The organism is Mycolicibacterium chubuense, assembly GCF_001044255.1.
Taxonomy (GTDB): Bacteria; Actinomycetota; Actinomycetes; order Mycobacteriales; family Mycobacteriaceae; genus Mycobacterium; species Mycobacterium chubuense.
In genome coordinates this window covers 270,969-286,528 of record NZ_JYNX01000058.1, presented here as the reverse complement: position 1 = coordinate 286,528, position 15,560 = coordinate 270,969, and the positions used below count along the sequence as shown (strand labels likewise).

At 68.7% G+C, this 15,560-nt stretch carries 17 protein-coding genes, 1 tRNA gene and 4 pseudogenes; 7 read left to right on the top strand and 15 right to left on the bottom strand.

All coding sequences use genetic code 11. The annotated features are described in order from the left end of the window. Positions 1-74: 74 nt before the first annotated feature. A pseudogene (locus MCHUDSM44219_RS31750) lies at positions 75-341 on the top strand (helix-turn-helix domain-containing protein); the annotation flags it as partial. A 341-nt stretch (positions 342-682) separates the two neighbouring features. Beyond that, positions 683-1,198: pseudogene (locus MCHUDSM44219_RS31745) on the top strand (integrase core domain-containing protein); the annotation flags it as partial. A 327-nt stretch (positions 1,199-1,525) separates the two neighbouring features. On the opposite strand, the gene MCHUDSM44219_RS20155 reads toward MCHUDSM44219_RS31745, so the two are convergent. Beyond that, positions 1,526-1,598 (bottom strand) — tRNA-Arg (locus tag MCHUDSM44219_RS20155). 142 nt (positions 1,599-1,740) lie between these two features. Here MCHUDSM44219_RS20155 and MCHUDSM44219_RS20150 point away from each other — a divergent pair. The 3 genes from MCHUDSM44219_RS20150 to MCHUDSM44219_RS20140 are packed head-to-tail and all read left to right on the top strand — an operon-like array spanning position 1,741 to position 3,228. Next, positions 1,741-2,394 (top strand): hypothetical protein, encoded by a 654-nt coding sequence (locus MCHUDSM44219_RS20150; protein ID WP_048420037.1) that lies wholly within the window; start codon positions 1,741-1,743, stop codon positions 2,392-2,394. Continuing rightward, positions 2,391-2,957, top strand: a complete 567-nt coding sequence (locus MCHUDSM44219_RS20145; protein WP_048419987.1) for a cytochrome c oxidase subunit 3 — start codon at positions 2,391-2,393, stop codon at positions 2,955-2,957. Before MCHUDSM44219_RS20150 ends, MCHUDSM44219_RS20145 begins: the two co-directional genes overlap by 4 nt. A gap of 1 nt (position 2,958) precedes the next feature. Continuing rightward, entirely contained in the window at positions 2,959-3,228 is a 270-nt protein-coding gene (locus MCHUDSM44219_RS20140; protein ID WP_048419986.1) for a cytochrome C oxidase subunit IV family protein, read from the top strand. A 6-nt stretch (positions 3,229-3,234) separates the two neighbouring features. Here the strand turns inward: MCHUDSM44219_RS20140 and MCHUDSM44219_RS20135 are convergent, their stop codons facing one another. Then, positions 3,235-4,059: an LLM class F420-dependent oxidoreductase gene (locus tag MCHUDSM44219_RS20135; RefSeq protein ID WP_048420036.1), complete on the bottom strand. Its 825-nt coding sequence runs from the start codon at positions 4,057-4,059 to the stop codon at positions 3,235-3,237. 132 nt (positions 4,060-4,191) lie between these two features. Here MCHUDSM44219_RS20135 and MCHUDSM44219_RS20130 point away from each other — a divergent pair, with 132 nt between their 5' ends. After that, complete coding sequence (locus MCHUDSM44219_RS20130; protein ID WP_048419985.1) at positions 4,192-5,289, top strand: glutamate--cysteine ligase 2; 1,098 nt, start codon at positions 4,192-4,194, stop codon at positions 5,287-5,289. Here MCHUDSM44219_RS20130 and MCHUDSM44219_RS20125 read toward each other — a convergent pair. The 11 genes and pseudogenes from MCHUDSM44219_RS20125 to MCHUDSM44219_RS20085 form a co-directional block, all read right to left on the bottom strand. Next, on the bottom strand, positions 5,286-6,002 hold the full coding sequence (locus MCHUDSM44219_RS20125) for an anti-sigma factor (RefSeq protein WP_048419984.1): 717 nt from the start codon (positions 6,000-6,002) through the stop codon (positions 5,286-5,288). The two genes, MCHUDSM44219_RS20130 and MCHUDSM44219_RS20125, sit on opposite strands and share 4 nt — an antisense overlap. Continuing rightward, entirely contained in the window at positions 5,999-6,607 is a 609-nt protein-coding gene (locus MCHUDSM44219_RS20120) for a sigma-70 family RNA polymerase sigma factor (protein WP_048419983.1), read from the bottom strand. Before MCHUDSM44219_RS20120 ends, MCHUDSM44219_RS20125 begins: the two co-directional genes overlap by 4 nt. A 16-nt stretch (positions 6,608-6,623) precedes the next feature. Further along, positions 6,624-7,409: a DUF1365 domain-containing protein gene (locus tag MCHUDSM44219_RS20115; protein WP_053081308.1), complete on the bottom strand. Its 786-nt coding sequence runs from the start codon at positions 7,407-7,409 to the stop codon at positions 6,624-6,626. 60 nt (positions 7,410-7,469) lie between these two features. Then, positions 7,470-7,912: pseudogene (locus MCHUDSM44219_RS29580) on the bottom strand (poly-gamma-glutamate hydrolase family protein); the annotation flags it as partial. 1 nt (position 7,913) lies between these two features. Beyond that, positions 7,914-8,234: pseudogene (locus MCHUDSM44219_RS31245) on the bottom strand (poly-gamma-glutamate hydrolase family protein); the annotation flags it as partial. Position 8,235: 1 nt separating this feature from the next. Next, the coding region (locus MCHUDSM44219_RS29115; RefSeq protein ID WP_236695524.1) for a gamma-glutamylcyclotransferase at positions 8,236-8,825 on the bottom strand (590 nt) is incomplete at its 3' end. Continuing rightward, positions 8,826-10,055, bottom strand: a complete 1,230-nt coding sequence (locus MCHUDSM44219_RS20105) for an Nramp family divalent metal transporter (RefSeq protein ID WP_109777864.1) — start codon at positions 10,053-10,055, stop codon at positions 8,826-8,828. A gap of 89 nt (positions 10,056-10,144) precedes the next feature. Continuing rightward, a complete protein-coding gene (locus tag MCHUDSM44219_RS20100) occupies positions 10,145-10,342 on the bottom strand; it encodes a hypothetical protein (protein WP_234714264.1) in 198 nt (65 codons plus the stop codon). 72 nt (positions 10,343-10,414) lie between these two features. After that, positions 10,415-10,663 (bottom strand): hypothetical protein, encoded by a 249-nt coding sequence (locus MCHUDSM44219_RS20095; RefSeq protein ID WP_048420032.1) that lies wholly within the window; start codon positions 10,661-10,663, stop codon positions 10,415-10,417. 25 nt (positions 10,664-10,688) lie between these two features. After that, positions 10,689-11,765 carry an NAD(P)H-dependent amine dehydrogenase family protein gene (locus MCHUDSM44219_RS20090; RefSeq protein ID WP_048419982.1) on the bottom strand — a complete coding sequence of 359 codons (1,077 nt, stop codon included), beginning with the start codon at positions 11,763-11,765 and terminating at the stop codon, positions 10,689-10,691. Positions 11,766-11,774: 9 nt separating this feature from the next. Beyond that, positions 11,775-12,566 (bottom strand): SDR family oxidoreductase, encoded by a 792-nt coding sequence (locus MCHUDSM44219_RS20085; RefSeq protein ID WP_048419981.1) that lies wholly within the window; start codon positions 12,564-12,566, stop codon positions 11,775-11,777. 186 nt (positions 12,567-12,752) lie between these two features. On the opposite strand from MCHUDSM44219_RS20085, the gene MCHUDSM44219_RS20080 reads away from it, so the two are divergent. Continuing rightward, positions 12,753-13,607 (top strand): type IV toxin-antitoxin system AbiEi family antitoxin, encoded by an 855-nt coding sequence (locus MCHUDSM44219_RS20080; protein WP_048419980.1) that lies wholly within the window; start codon positions 12,753-12,755, stop codon positions 13,605-13,607. Positions 13,608-13,667: 60 nt separating this feature from the next. On the opposite strand, the gene ku is transcribed toward MCHUDSM44219_RS20080, so the two are convergent. Together ku and MCHUDSM44219_RS20070 are read right to left on the bottom strand one after the other, a co-directional pair. Next, a complete protein-coding gene (gene ku, locus MCHUDSM44219_RS20075; RefSeq protein WP_048419979.1) occupies positions 13,668-14,594 on the bottom strand; it encodes a non-homologous end joining protein Ku in 927 nt (308 codons plus the stop codon). Further along, positions 14,594-15,529, bottom strand: coding sequence for a carbohydrate kinase family protein (locus MCHUDSM44219_RS20070; protein WP_048419978.1), 936 nt, complete (start codon positions 15,527-15,529; stop codon positions 14,594-14,596). The genes ku and MCHUDSM44219_RS20070 overlap by 1 nt, the downstream gene beginning before the upstream one ends. Positions 15,530-15,560: the final 31 nt, after the last annotated feature.

Genomic DNA, 15,560 nt, shown 5'->3' with positions numbered 1-15,560 from the left:
CAGTGTGGTGTTTCAAGACATCGGAATAGGGTGTCTCAAGACATCGGCATAGGTGATTCGGCCAGTTTCAGCTGGTGTCGAAAGCGCGTTTGGTCATCACCGCTGTCCTCGTCGAGGGCCGCTCACAATCGCAGGTCGCCCGCGATTACGGCGTCTCCCAAAGCTGGATCTCGCGGCTGATCAAGCGCTACACCCTCGAAGGCGACGCCGCTTTCCAGCCACGATCGCGACGACCCCACACCAGCCCCCGACGGCTCGACCAATCCACCATCGATCTCATCATCGAGCTACGCCGCACCCTGACTGGCAAAGGGCTCGACGCGGGCCCCCACACCATCGCCTGGCACCTGCGCCACCACCACCGACTCCACGTCTCCCCAGCCTCGATCAGCCGCCACCTCCACGCCGCCGGCCTGGTCGACCCGACACCCCAAAAACGCCCGAGATCGTCCTACATCCGCTTCGCCGCCGCCCAACCCAACGAACGCTGGCAAGCCGACTTCACCCACTGGCGCCTGGCCAACCGCACCGACACCGAAATACTCTGCTGGCTCGACGACTGCTCACGACTAGCGATATCGGTCACCGCACACCATCGCGTCACCGGCCCCACCGTCGTCGACGAGTTCATCAAAGCCATTGCCCAACACGGCATCCCTACTCCACCCTCACCGATAACGGCATGGTGTTCACCACCCGCCTGGCCGGCGGAAAAGGCGGACGCAACAGCTTCGAAGCCGAACTGCACCGACTCGGAGTCCACCAAATCAACTCAACCCCCCACCACCCCACCACCTGCGGGAAAGTCGAACGCTTCCACCAAACCCTCAAAAGATGGCTCACCAGCCAACCCCGCGCCACCACCCTCACCGAGCTCCAAACCCAACTCGACACCTTCGTCGACGAGTACAACCACCGCCGACCCCACCGCTCCCTGCCCCACCGCGCCACCCCCGCGGTCATCTACACCAGCCGACCCAAAGCCGACCCAGCAACCCGCATCGACACCCACAACCGCGTCCGCACCGACCGCGTCGACCAAGCCGGAGCCGTCACCTTGCGCGTCAACGGACGCCTGCACCACATCGGCATCGGACGCCACCACTACCGAACCCGCGTCCTGATCCTCGCCCAGGACCACCACATCACCGTCATCAACGCCGCCACCGGAGAAGTCCTGCGCGACTTCACCCTCGACNGCCTGCACCACATCGGCATCGGACGCCACCACTACCGAACCCGCGTCCTGATCCTCGCCCAGGACCACCACATCACCGTCATCAACGCCGCCACCGGAGAAGTCCTGCGCGACTTCACCCTCGACCCCACCAGGGACTACCAACCCACCGGCGCACCCAAAGGCCCCAAACGGAAAAAGCCGCAGACCTAAAGTAGGTCCGCGGCTATTCCGATGTCTTGCGACACCACANCCAACCCACCGGCGCACCCAAAGGCCCCAAACGGAAAAAGCCGCAGACCTAAAGTAGGTCCGCGGCTATTCCGATGTCTTGCGACACCACAACAGTGCCCCCGGCAGGATTCGAACCTGCGACACCGGCTTTAGGAGAGCCGTGCTCTATCCCCTGAGCTACGGGGGCGACGGTGGGAGCTTACCGGGCAACGGATGTGCCGCTCATCCCGTTAGTTATGGCAAAAATGACGGAACTTGCGTCAGCCGCCGGTAGCGTGCCGTCCGTGGAGCTGACACTGCAACGCATCGGCGCCTGGTCGGGCAGCATCATGATCCTCCTCTACGGCGCGAGCTTCTCCGGCGTCGCGCAGCTCTTCCCGCCGCTGTCGCCCGCATCGTCGGCCGACGAGATCGCCGCCTTCTTCGTCGAGCACAAGCTCTGGATCCGCTTCGGCGTCTCCGGCGCACTGCTGAGCGCCGCCCTGGCACTGCCGTTCCTGGCGACGATCGTGCTGCGCATCCGGCGCGCCGAAGGCGGCTGGGGGATGCTGTCGATGACCCAGCTGATGGCCGCGACGGTGTTCGTGCCGGCGCTGATCTTCCCTCAGTTCTTCCTCGGCGTCGCCGCCTACCGCCCTGCCGAACGGTCGGCCGAACTCACCCAGGCCCTCAACGACGTGTTCTGGCTGTGGTTCATCGGGATCGTCGGCACGATCATCGTCCAGAACATCACCCTCGCGATCGCCGCGTTCGCCGACACCGCCGAGCCGCCGACGTTCCCGCGGTGGTACGGCTACCTCAACCTCTGGGTGGCGACGCTGTCGCTGCCGGGCTGCGTCGTGGTCGTCTTCAACGACGGCCCGCTCGCGTGGAACGGGGTGTTCGCCTTCTACATCCCCGGGCTGGTGCTCGTCGTGTGGCTCTTCTCGACCACGGCGGTCATGCTCAGATCCATCACCGCCGAGCAGGCCGTCTCGGCGTGACGACGACCGCGCGGCGGGTGCCCGGCGAGAGCGGCACCTGGGTCTTCCTGTTCGGCGACATGGCCGTCTTCGGCGCCTTCTTCGTCACCTTCCTCGTCGAACGCGCCGGTGCGCCAGCGGTTTTCGATGCCGCGCGAACCACGCTGCACGTCGGCGTGGGTGTCGTCAACACACTCGTGCTGCTCACCAGCTCGCTGCTGGTGGTGCTCGCCCTGGGCGCGATGCGCGCCGGGCACCGTGCCGTGGCGACCCGCGCCGTCGCAGCGGCCATCGTCTGCGGCATCGGGTTCATCGCGCTCAAGGTCTCCGAGTACGTCTCCCTCGCCGCGGTGGGACACGGCCCGGGCGCCAACCACTTCTACCTCTATTACTTCATCCTGACCGGTCTGCATCTCTTCCACGTCTGCCTCGGGCTGGGCGCGCTGACCTTCGTCCTGACGCAGACCCGCCGGACCGAGCTGAGCGCCACCCGGACCGCACTGGTCGAAGGCGCCGCCTGCTTCTGGCATCTGGTGGACCTGCTGTGGATCTTCCTGTTCGCCCTGCTGTATCTGGTGAGCTGACATGACCGTCCTCGGGCTGCTGAAGAACCGCGCCGGCCTCAGCTGGCTCATCCTGGTCGCCGCGACGCTGGTGTCCTGGGCGGTCGGCGCCGAACACGGCACCGGCTCGGCGGTGGGCGTCGTGGTGCTCGGCATCGCCGCGTTCAAGGCGCGTCTGGTCGGGCTCGACTTCATGGAGCTCAGGCACGCCCCGCTTGCGCTGCGCGCCGCGTTCGAGGGCTATTGCGTGGGGATGTGGGTGTTGCTCTCCGCGCTGTACCTGTGGCTGTAGCGCGGGCTATCCGAGCGCCGCGATGACGTCCCCGAACGCCTCGGCGTGCCGATCCTGGACGATCACGTAGCTGATGCCGTAGTGCTCCCGGTAGCCGCGGATCCGCTCGGCCATGTCCGCGGTCGATCCGGACAGCACGCCGGGGTGGCGCAGCAACTCCTCGTCGGACAGGCCCGGCAGGAAGTGGCGCGGAATCGTGAGGTCGGGCATGCCCGACCCGTCGAGCGGCATCGCCGTGATCGCGATGTTCAGCTCGAGGTCGTCGAAACGGTCGCCGGCGGCGTCGCGCACGAACGCGATCCGGTCGGCCAGCGGGTCTTCCCCGGGGCTGGGTGCCCGGTCGCCGCCGGTGAGGCCGACGATGTCGGCCGCCTGTGCCGCGAGGCGCAGCACCCGGTCCCCGTTGCCGGCGATCATGATCGGCACGTCGGGCAGATGCTCGGCCATGTACTCACAGGTCTGCCGCAAATGGTCGACGCGGGCGCCCGCGGTCGGGAAGGGGATGCCGGCCGCCTCGAACTCCTCCTTCACGTATCCGGTGCCCAGGCCGAGGTCGAACCGTCCCCCCGACAGGTCGCGCAGCGCAGCGACGTCGCGCGCCAGCAGCGCCGGCCGGTAGAACGCGGCGTTGAGCACGAAGGTGCCCACCCGCAGCGTCGAGGTCGCCATCGCGATCGCCGTCATCACCGGGAACGGGGCCGGTCCGCCGAGGTGATCGGGCACGTGGAGCACGTCGTAGCCGAGATCCTCGGCACGCCGGGCAGATTCAGTGATCTTGACCCGTGAGGTGCCCCGCATGACGCCGATACCGAATCGATACTTCCTGGCCACGATCCGATCGTAGGGACAGGTTTGAAGCAGATACCGCGCGGGCACAAACGCTGCAGTCTTTTCCGCGAAGATCCGGCCCGTCGTCGAACAATCCGACGGGCCGGATCAAAATTTTCAAGGCCGCACGCCCTGATGGCAGACATCCCCACGCTCGGCGTCGAGGAGGAATTCCTCCTCGTCGATCCGGGATCCGGCGCGCCAGTGGCCCGCAACCGGGAGGTCGCCGACCACGCTGCCCAGCACGGGGTGGACCTGCAGCTGGAGCTGACCAGCTGCCAGGTGGAGACGGCAACGGAGGTGTTGCACACCACCGAGGGGCTGCGTGAACTACTCGTTCACCTTCGGCGCACGGCCGCCGACGCCGCGCAACGCGCCGACGCGCGTCTGCTCGCGGTGGGGCTGCCCCCGACCTTGCCGCGGGAGTTCCCGCTCACCGACACGCCGCGCTACCGCGACATCGGCGAGCGCTTCGGCATGATCGCCCACGAGCAGGGCATCTGCGGATGCCACGTGCACGTCGCGGTGCCCGACCGGGAAGCCGCGGTCGCGGTGGCCAACCGGCTGCGGCCGTGGCTGCCGATGCTGCTGGCGCTCACCGCGAACTCGGCGATCTACCGCAACGCCGACACCGGCCATGCGAGCTGGCGCAGCGTGCTGTGGGCCCGGTGGCCCAGTGCCGGTCCGCCGCCGCACTTCGACTCCGCCGAGGAGTACGACGCCGCGGTGCGGATGCTGTGCCAGACCGACGTCATCCGCGACGACGGCATGGTCTATTGGGACGTGCGGCCGTCGGAGGACTTCCCGACGGTGGAGGTGCGCGTCGCCGACGTGCCGGCGACGGTGGCCGAGACCGTGCTGTTCGCCGCGTTGGTGCGGGGGGCGGTGATGACGGCGCTCGCCGACGAGAAGCGGGGTGAACCGTTGCCGCCGCTGCCGCCGTGGTTGCTCAAGGCCGCTTATTGGAAGGCGGCCCGCGACGGGCTCGACGGTGCTGGTGTGGACCTGCAGGGCCAGACCGCCCGGCCGATGCGGACGCTTCTCGAACAGCTCATCGAGCGGCTCCGCCCCGCGCTCGAAGCGGCCGGAGACCACGCGTTCGTCAGCACCGGACTCGGCGCTGTCGCCGAGCGCGGCAACGGTGCGATGCGGCAACGACAGGCCTGGCGTCGACGCCACGACGTCGACGACGTGCTCGCCGAGTCGGCGGCGGCGACGCTGGAGACCAGCTAGACCAGGGGCAGTTCGGCGAAGGCCGGGCCGGTCGGCTCCGTCGAACCGCCGGGCGGTTCGACGGTGAACGCCAGACTGCGCGACGAGCCGAGGTCCGGCAGCACGGCCGTCGTCGACGGTGCCACCGCCTTGGCGTCCATGGTGCCCGCCGAGTGCGGGCCGTCCGCGGCGACCAGCCACATCTGGTAGACCGTCCCGGGCTTGGGCGGCGGCACGTTGTTCATGACCAGCACGCCGGAGTCCCGCTCGCGGGAGAACACCACGGTCGCGGTGCCCCCGCCGGGGATCTCACCGGACACCGTGCGCACGTCCGGCGCGGCGAACACCTGGTCGGCGGTCGATGTCGTGCTGTTCGGGCGCAGCGCGAGACCCACGCCTAGCGTGGCGAGGCCGACGGCCACCACGGCCGCGGCAGCCAGCATGGACGTCGTCCACCGTCGGGGCTTCGGGGTGCCGGGGCGCAGGGCGCGCACCGGGTCGTCGGCGATCTGCGCGAGCACCTGGGCGCGCAACTCGGCGGGCGGTTCGACCGCGGTCGCCTCGGCGATCACCGCCATGGTCTCCCGCACGGCGCGGACTTCGGAGCTGAACGCCTCGGCGACGCCCGGCGGAGCGTCGCGGAGTCGGCGGTCGATGTCGTCGACCTCGGCGTCACTGAGCGCATGCAGCGCGTAGGGCGTCGCAAGCGACAACAGATCTTCTGGGCTGGTCATGTCACCCCCAGGCATCGGCGAAGGCCGCGGATGGCGTCACGCATCCGCGACTTGATGGTGGCAAGGTTCGTCGCAAGACGCTCCGAAACCTGCACATAGGTCAGACCGTCGTAATACGCGAGCTGGATGCACTCGCGCTGGGTGTCGGTCAGGGAGCCCAGGCAGTTGGCGACCTGACGCCGTTCGTCGTCGAGGATCACCTCGTCGGCGACGTGGTCGGCCGGCGGTTCGACGTTGGCGGCGCCGTACCGGGACTCGCGGGTGCTCGCCGCCTGCTCGGACCGCACCCGGTCCACCGCGCGGCGGTGCGCCAACGTCATCAGCCACGCCAGCGGCGAGCCGGCGGCCGGGTCGTAGGTGTGGGCGTTGCGCCACACCTGCAGGTAGACGTCCTGAGTCGTCTCTTCGCTGTACCCCGGATCCCGCAGCACGCGGGTGACCAGACCGAAAACCCGGGATCGGGTCTGGTCGTAGAACGCCGCGAAGGCGTCCACATCCTGGCGGGCCACCTGGCGCAGCAATGCGTCGAGTTCGGCGGTCACGAGCGGTAGCCTAGCGGCAACCGTCTCTGTGGCCTCGGAAGTGAGGTCGAGCGTACTGGTCATCCGGTGTCACCGGCTCTCATGAGTGATACACCTTCTCCCGCTCCTCGCTGGGATGGGGCACCACCGGGACGCGGCGCAGCCGCAGCAGGGTGCCCTGCACCCGCATGCTCATCGCATTGCTCAGCGGGGCCAACGGCGCGACCAACTGCATGGCGACGATCTGCGCGACTCCCGCCGACTTGCGGTGCCCGCGCAGCGTCGCGACGAACGCCGGATGGTGATCACGGTGCAGGGAGATCCGCACGTCGAGGTTCTCGTCGGGCTGCGGCGCACTGACCAGGTAATGGCCGTCGACGTCGTTGAACGGGGAGGCGTAGAGCTTCTTGGTCACCATCGCGGGCCGGTCGGCCGACGGCGGGAGGAGGTAGGCGTGGCGATCGCCGCAGGTGTTCTGCACCTCGGCGATGACGTAGCGCAGCACCCCGGCCGCGTCGTGGCACCAGTAGAGGGTCAGCGGATTGAACACGAACCCGAGCACGCGGGGTTGCATCAACGCGGTGACTCGGCCGCCGCCCAGGTCGATGTCCTTGTCCGCGAGGAACGCGTCGACCCGGCCGCGAAGGGTGTCGTTCGGCGCCTCCCACAGGTGATCGGCGGGGTCGAAGGTCGCGAACGGCCGTAGCCAGCGCGGCAGCTGCGGCATCCGGTCGAGGTCGACGAACCAGCTGTAGCTGCGGTGCTCGAAGTAGTGGTGCACCGGCGCGCGACGCAGGTGGGTGATGCGGGTGCGGTAGAGCGCGGACGCCCCGCCTCGGCCTCGGGCAAGAGCCCCCGGCCGATCAGCTGCACACTGTTGATCCACATCCTGTATTCGGAGCGGTGGGGGACGTGGATTGTTCCGCGGCGCGCAGGCCGCGACGACTCAGCGAACGTCCCACGAGCGAGCCGCGGCGGCCAGCCCCTGCACCAGCGCCGACGTCGCAGGCGCGAGGCCGTCGTCACCGGGCAGGCCGCTGCGCGGGCTGATGCCCCGCACCCGCGACGACAGCTCGAGCTGTGCGCCGCCCCCGCGCACCCGGTTGACCGGATTGTCCGGGTGCAGACCGCGCAGCTCACGGGGGATCGCGTCCAGATCGGTGATGATCTGATAGCCCGGAACCGTGACGTGCGCGGCCAGGTGGCGGGCCAGTTCCCGGTGCCGCCCGCCGGCGAGCAGGTGGGTACTGCGGCCCACCCGGCCGTAGCCGTGCAGCGACACCGCCACCTCGACGTGGGCCAGGAACTCGGCCAACCGCTCCGACTCGGCCGGGTCGTAGCGCGCCGATGCCAGATGATGCGGGTACCGGTCGGGGTGGGCGACGACGTNGGTGGCGGGCCAGTTCCCGGTGCCGCCCGCCGGCGAGCAGGTGGGTACTGCGGCCCCCCCGGCCGTAGCCGTGCAGCGACACCGCCACCTCGACGTGGGCCAGGAACTCGGCCAACCGCTCCGACTCGGCCGGGTCGTAGCGCGCCGATGCCAGATGATGCGGGTACCGGTCGGGGTGGGCGACGACGTAGAGCGACGCGCCCGCCGCGTCGGCGGCGCGGCGGGCGACGACGTCGGTCATCTGCTCCAGCCCGCCGCCGTGGATGGCCAGGAAGCCGAACCGCGACCGCAGCACGCAGTCCTCGGTCACCCCGGGGATCTNCGGGCGACGACGTCGGTCATCTGCTCCAGCCCGCCGCCGTGGATGGCCAGGAAGCCGAACCGCGACCGCAGCACGCAGTCCTCGGTCACCCCGGGGATCTGCAACAGCTCGGAAAGAGACTGTGGCGCCGCCGCATCCGGCTCACTGCGGCGCTGCGGCCAATGGGTGGGATCCCAGCGCTCCAGGAACTCGATCCAGCGGGTCGGCAGGCGGTGGTGGCGGGCTCCCTCGAGGATCCGCTCGAGATAGCCGGGGCGCGGCGGGCCGGGCTCCACCCGGTGGTCGATGTACACCCACGCCGTCTGCCTGCCGTGACGGGTGTGCACGGTCATCTCGTCGCGCCGGTACCGCACCGGCACACCCTCGGCGCTGTCGAGCGTGGCCAGGTCGTGGTCCGAGAGCCGCCACACCACGCCGTGCACGACCGCGCCGGGCGCCGGTTCCACGGTGGCCACCCCGCGCTCGTTGATCAGCCAGTCGTGGTCGGCGAGCGTGGCCGGCTGCGGGTCGGCGGCCCCGGGGCAGCGCTGCGCCATCTGACGGACGGACAGGTTGGATCCGTACGCGAAGTAGATGTGTCGCCGAACCATTCAGCTGGTCAGGGTCAGGTAGATCAGCACCACATTGAGCAGACTAATGAGCCCGGCGACCACCCAGCCCAGGATTGTCGTGGTCCGGCGGTTGACGTCGGCGCCCATCAGCGCGCGGTCGCTCGTCAGCCGGATCAGCGGGATCAGGGCGAACGGGATGCCGAACGACAGCACCACCTGCGACAGCACCAGGGCGCGGGTGGGGTCCACTCCGAGTGCGAGCACGACCAGGGCAGGCAGCAGAGTGATCAGTCGGCGGGCCAGCAGCGGCACCGATCGGCGCAGCAGGCCCTGCATGATCATCGCGCCGGCGTACGCGCCGACCGACGAGGACGCGAGCCCGGACGCCAGCAGCCCGATCGCGAACAGCAGTGCGACGGTGGGCCCGAGGGTGCTGCTCACCGCGTCGTGCGCGCCCTCGATGGAATCGGTGTTGTCCATCCCCTGCAGGGTGGTCGCGGCGACGAGCAGCATCGACAGGTTCACGGCACCGGCGACGAGCATCGCGATCCCGACGTCCCAGCGGGTGGCGCGCAGTAGCCGCGCACGGACCGGGCCCGGGGGAGCGTGCCCGTGACGGTCGCGGGCCAGGCCGGAGTGCAGATAGACGGCGTGCGGCATCACGGTGGCGCCGAGCATCGCGGCCGCCAGCAGGATGCTCTCCGGGCCGTCGAAGCGCGGTACCAGACCCGCGGCGGCCTCTCCGACGGGTGGCGGGGCGGCGATCAGACTGGCGAGAAACCCGATCGCGATGACCATCAGCAGGCCGGTGATGACCCGTTCGAAGACGCTCTGTCCGCGGCGGTCTCTGATCAGCAGGAGGATCAGTGACACCGCGCCGGTGATGACGCCGCCGATGAGCAGCGGCAGGTCGAACAGCAGGTACAGCGCGATGGCACCGCCGACCACCTCGGCGAGATCGGTTGCCATGGCGACCAATTCGGCCTGGAGCCAGTAGGTCAGCCGGGTGCTTCTGCTCATCCGCGCACCGGCGGCCTCGGGCAGCGACCGGCCGGTGACCAAACCGAGTTTGGCGGACAGGTACTGCACGAGGCACGCCATGGCGTTCGCGACGACGATCACCCAGACGAGCAGGAACCCGAACAGCGCGCCGGCGCTGACATTGGCTGCGACGTTGCCCGGGTCGACGTAGGCGATCGCCGCGACGAACGCGGGCCCGAGCAACAGCCAGAACGGCCGCGGCCGGGCGTCAACGTCGGCAACCACCATGTCCATTTCCGTCCGAGTGATCGAAGAGAAAAGTTAGGTTAGCCGAAATCTCATGGGCCGGGCAAGGTGCGAGAGCGCCGCGACGCGGGTCACGGGACGAAGCCGAAGCCTCCGAACGGGTAGTAGCCCCCGCCCTGCCAGCCGCCCCAGTTCCAGGGCGGGGGAGTGGCGGTGATCTGGGTGCTGCCGTTGGTCTCGCAGTACGTCAGCGTCTTCCCCACGTCACTGCACTTGGGCATCGCCCCCGCCACGGCCGAATTACCGAGCGCCACAACGGCACCCGCCACCACGGTCAGGGAACAGCGGAGAACTCGTCGCATCATGGTTCCGATCGGCTCACACGGCGCGGCAGCGGTCGGTCAGAGGACGAACGGGCCGTAACCCCAGGGCATGCCACCCTCCCAGGGTTCGGCGTACACGCTCGGGGTGTCGTTGATCTGCGCGTTACCCGGCGACTGGCAGTCGGTGTCCCGGCCGCCCTGGAAGCCGCCACCGCCACCGGTCTCCACGCACGACGGCTGCGCGAGGGCAGCGGGTGCGGCGGCGATCGCGACGGAGGCACCGCCGGCAACGAGCAAAGCAGCGAGGGTACTCAGGCGAGCCTTCATCTTCACAGTCCTTCCCAGCGTCTGGTCACCGCTTAGCGTACAGACCTTTGCCGGTTATGGGAGGTAAGTCGAGCGCGGTGACGATGCCCGGGGTGGCGTCGATGACGGCCGGAATCGCGTTCACCACACGGGCTGCCGTGGCCACCAGGCCGGCGTGGTTGTGGTCGCCGTTGGGGCTGCTCAGGCACAGATCCAGTGCGTAGGACGGTTCGCCGGTGATCTCGATCCGGTAGTTGCCGCCGGGCTGCGCCGGCTGAGGCCAGTCCGGGCAGAGGTCGTCGCGCAACCGGGTGACGTGCTCGAGGACGACGGCGACCTCGCCGTCCTTCATCCCGCGGACCTCGAAACGGATTGCCGCCGTGGTGCCTTCGGCGATGTGGCCCGACGCGATGTCGAAGGCCTCCGGCGCGGGCACGCGCTCGTGGGTCTCGGTCACCTCGTCGAGTTCGAGGCCGAGACCGGCGGCGAGCTGACGTACCACCGATCCCCACGCCAAGCTCAGCACGCCGGGCATCAGCAGCATCGGCGTCTCGTCGAGGCTGCCGCCGAACCCCATCACGTCGAACATCACCGTGGCGCTGTCATAGGTGTCGTAGTTGATGATCTCCATGCAGCGGATCTGCTCGACGCTCTGGCAGGTGCCGGCCAGGGCCATCGGCAGCAGGTCGTTGGCAAAGCCGGGATCGATGCCGTTCACGAACACGCTCGCGTTGCCGGCCTTCGCGGCCTCCTCGATCGGAGCCACCATCTCGTCGGGCAGCACTCCCCAGGGGTACTGCAGGAACACCGCGCTGCTGCCGACGACGTTGATCCCGGCGGCCAGGATCCGTCGATAGTCCTCGAGCGCCTCGGTCAGCCGGTTGTCGGCCATTGCGGTGTAGACCGCGCACTCCGGTCCCGTGGCGAGCACGGCGTCCAGATCGGTGGTGGCCAGCACCCCGGTCGAATCCGGCAGTCCCGCAAGCTCGGCGGCGTCCTTGCCGGCCTTCGCCTCCGACGACACCCACACGGCGGTGAGCTCGAACCGGGGGTCGTTGATCAATTGGGTAAGTGCGTGCCTGCCGACGTTTCCGGTTCCGATGGCGGCGACTCGAATCGTCATGGATGTCCTCTACAGGTCGGGGATGGGCAGATCGAGATTGGGATAGGTGATGCCCCCGTCGACGTCGAGCGTCTTCCCGGTGAGGTAGGCGCCGGCGGGGGAGGCGAGATACACCGCGGCCGCGGCGATGTCGAGGGGATCGCCGAGCCGGCGCAGGGGCGTGGCCTGCTCCATCGGCGTCCGCAGGGAGTCGTTGCTGGCCACGATGTCCAGCGCGGAGGTCAGGATCGAGCCGGGAGCGATGGCGTTGACCCGGATGCGCGGTGCGAGGTCGAGTGCCGAGAGCCGGGTGTAGTGCGCCAGCGCGGCCTTGGCCGTGCCATACGCGGCGAAACCGCGGCCGGCCAACCGCCCCATGGTCGAGGTGATGTTGATGATGCTGCCACCGCCGGAGTGTTCGAGCATCAACGGCGCTGCGGCGATGGTGAGCGCGTGGGCGGTGGCGACGTTGAACGCGAACGCGTCGCGCATGTCCTTCGCGGACGTGTTCAGCAGGGCGTTGGGCATCGTGCCACCGACGTTGTTGACGACGATGTCTAGTCTGCCGAACGCCTCCACCGCCTGGGCGGCGAGCGCGGCGGTGTCCTCGGAGCGGGCGAGGTCTGCGACGACGATGTGCGCCCGTCGTCCGGTGGCGCCGACCTGCTCGGCGACCTCCTCCAGTTGGGTCTGTGTCCGGGCGGCGATCAGCACGTCAGCGCCTGCTTCGGCGAACGCGACCGCCATCGCGGCGCCGAGGCCCCGGCCCGCCCCCGTCACCACTGCCACCTGATCGTCGAGCCGGAACCTGTCCAGAATCACGGGCGTCACGCTAGCAAGCCCGCGGCGGCGCCGTGGGCACTTTTTGGAACACGTTCTATTTTGTCGAGGCGGGACGTCGGGGGACGACTTCTGCGTGAGGGCTGCTCAGTGGGGTTGTCCACAGCCGGCATGCAGAATTGGGTGGCCGAGCCATTTTCTGTCGGAGCCGCCCCCGAGCATCCGGGCATGAAACATCCGTTCATCGGCACCGAGGCAATCGGACGTGGCGCGTTGACCCGCGGCCAATTGCGTTGGAACTATCGCGCCGTGCAGCCCGGGGTGTACATCCCGAATGGCGTCGAAACGGGCGTTCTCGTCAACGCCGAGGCAGCCTGGCTGTGGACCGGGCGCCGAGGAATCATCGCAGGAAGGGCGGCGTCGGCGCTGCACGGTGCGAAGTGGGTTGACGGCCGCACCCCGATCGAGATCATCACCGAACACACCAGACCGAGGAGCGGGATCATCGTTCGCGAGGAACGGATCAGCGACGACGAGGTCATGGCCATCGGTGAGATGGCGGTGACGACGCCGCTTCGTACCGCGCTGGACCTGGCGCGTCACCTACGCCGCGACGTCGCGGTCGCGCACCTGGATGCGTTGGCCCGAGCGACCGGGGTGACCGCCGAGGATGTCCTGGCGCTTTCCGCCAAATATCCTGGCGCACGGGGCATTCTACAAGCGCGCGAATCGCTGGCCCTGATGGATGCGGGCGCCCAGTCACCGAGGGAGACACGGTTGCGTCTGATGCTCATCGACGACGGGCTACCCGCACCGGGAACGCAGATCCGCGTCAGCGATGGATTCGCCGAAGCATTCATCGACATGGGATATGACGAGCCGAAGGTCGGCCTCGACTACGAGGGGTCGCATCACAGTGCAGAGCGCAGGCAGTACGTGTACGACATCGGCAGGGCCGAGTTCATCGACAGCCAAGGTTGGATCGATATCAAGGTGGTCGCCGAGCACAGTCGTGCGTTCATCCTGCGCCGGGTCAGGGCGGCTCTGGTCAAGCGCGGCTGGGAACTGCCCAGATCTGCGTGACGGCTGCCGACGGGTGAGTGGCACAACCCAGGCGCAGAGATCGCGCCGGCCGCCGTGCCGCTATTTCTTGGCTGCGGCCTTTTTCGCCGGCGCCTTCTTGGCCGCGGTCTTCTTCGCCGCCGATTTCTTGGCGGGTGCCTTGGCCGCCGCCTTCTTCGCGGGCGCCTTCTTCGCCGGCTCCTTCGAGCCGCCCTGTTCCTTGCGCGCCTTGACGCTGGCCTCCAGCTTGGCCAGCAGATCCGAGACGTCCTCGGTGTCGTCGAGTTCGGTGGGCTGTTCCTCGGTGGTGAACGCTTCGCCGCCCTCGAGCTTGGCCTGGATCAGCTCGTGCAGATGTTCCTGGTAGTCGTCGTGATAGCGGTCGGGGTTGAAATCGTCGGTCATCGAGTCGACGACCTGGCTGGCCATCTTCAGTTCGGCGGGTTTGACCTCGACTTCCTTGTCGAGGACCGGGAAGTCGGGATCGCGGATCTCGTCGGGCCACAGCAGTGTGTGGATCATCATCACGTCGCGCTTGCTGAAGTCCTTGACGCGCAGGGCGGCGAGCCGGGTCTTGTTGCGCAGCGCGAAGTTGACGATCGCGACGCGATCCGTCTCCATCAGCGTCTTGGCAAGCAGGACATACGATTTCGACGACTTGCCGTCGGGTTCGAGGAAGTAGCTGCGGTCGTACAGCATCGGATCGAGGTCACTGGCGGGGACGAACTCGAGCACCTCGATCTCGCGGCTGCGCTCTTCGGGAAGGGTGGAGATGTCGTCGTCGGTGATGATCACCGTCTGGCCGTCGTCGGAGTCGTAGGCGCGTGCGATGTCGCGGTACTCGACCTCTTCGCCGTCCACCTCACAGACGCGCTTGTACCGGATGCGGCCGTTGTCCTTGGCGTGCACCTGGTGGAACTTGATGTCGTGATCCTGGGTGGCGCTGTAGACCTTCACCGGCACATTGACCAGGCCGAAGGCGATCGAACCCTTCCAAATGGATCGCATCAGCTCAGTATGTCCGAAGACTCGGCCGCGCGGCGGAGGCTGGCGCGGTCGGGAAGGTCGGCGCCGGCACGGGTCACGGTGACCGCCGCGGTGAGCGTCGCGGTCCGGACCGCGGTGGTGAGCGCGTCGGTGTCGATGGCGTGCAGCTGCGCGCGCCGCCCCGCGCCGAGCAGATCGAGCGACCACAACGCATCGATCAACCCGGTCATGAATGCGTCTCCGGCGCCCACGGTGTCCACCACCTGCACATTTCCTGCAGGTACCCGGACTTTCCCGGCCCGACACATCGCCACCGCGCCCTCGGCGCCCTCGGTCACCACCACCACCGACGGGCCGGCCTCCAGCCAGGCCGCGGCGACCTCCTCCGGCGGCCGCTCGGGCTCCAGCCAGCGCAGATCCTCGTCGCTGACCTTGACGACATCGGCCCGCTCGAGCAGCCGGTCGATGCGGGACCGTGCCGCATCCGCATCGCCGATCAGGGCGGGACGGATGTTCGGATCGAAGGTGATCGTCGCCGACGGACGGTACGTCTCGACCAGTGCCGAGGTGGCCAGGCAGCCGGGCTCGAGGACGGTCGCGATCGACCCGGTGTGCAGCACCGCCGGGGGTCCCGCCTCGGGCGTACCGCTGAGCCGCCAGTCGATGTCGAAGGTGTAGGTGGCCCGCCCGGCGGGGTCCAGCATCGCCCGCGCCGTCGGCGTCCGCTCGGCGGACAGGCTACCCGAAACCAACTGCACGCCAGAGGCTTCGACGTAGTCGCGGATCCGCAGTCCGCGGGAGTCGGCCGCGATGTGGGTGAGGAAGTCGACCGGCCTGCCCAGCCGCCCCAACCCGACCGCGACGTTGAGGGGGCTGCCGCCGACGTACTCCCCGGTGACGTTCCCGTCGCGCTCGACGATGTCGATCAGCGCCTCGCCGATGACCAGTGCCCGCATCGTGTCGACGCTACCGGTCGGGGAACGGGTA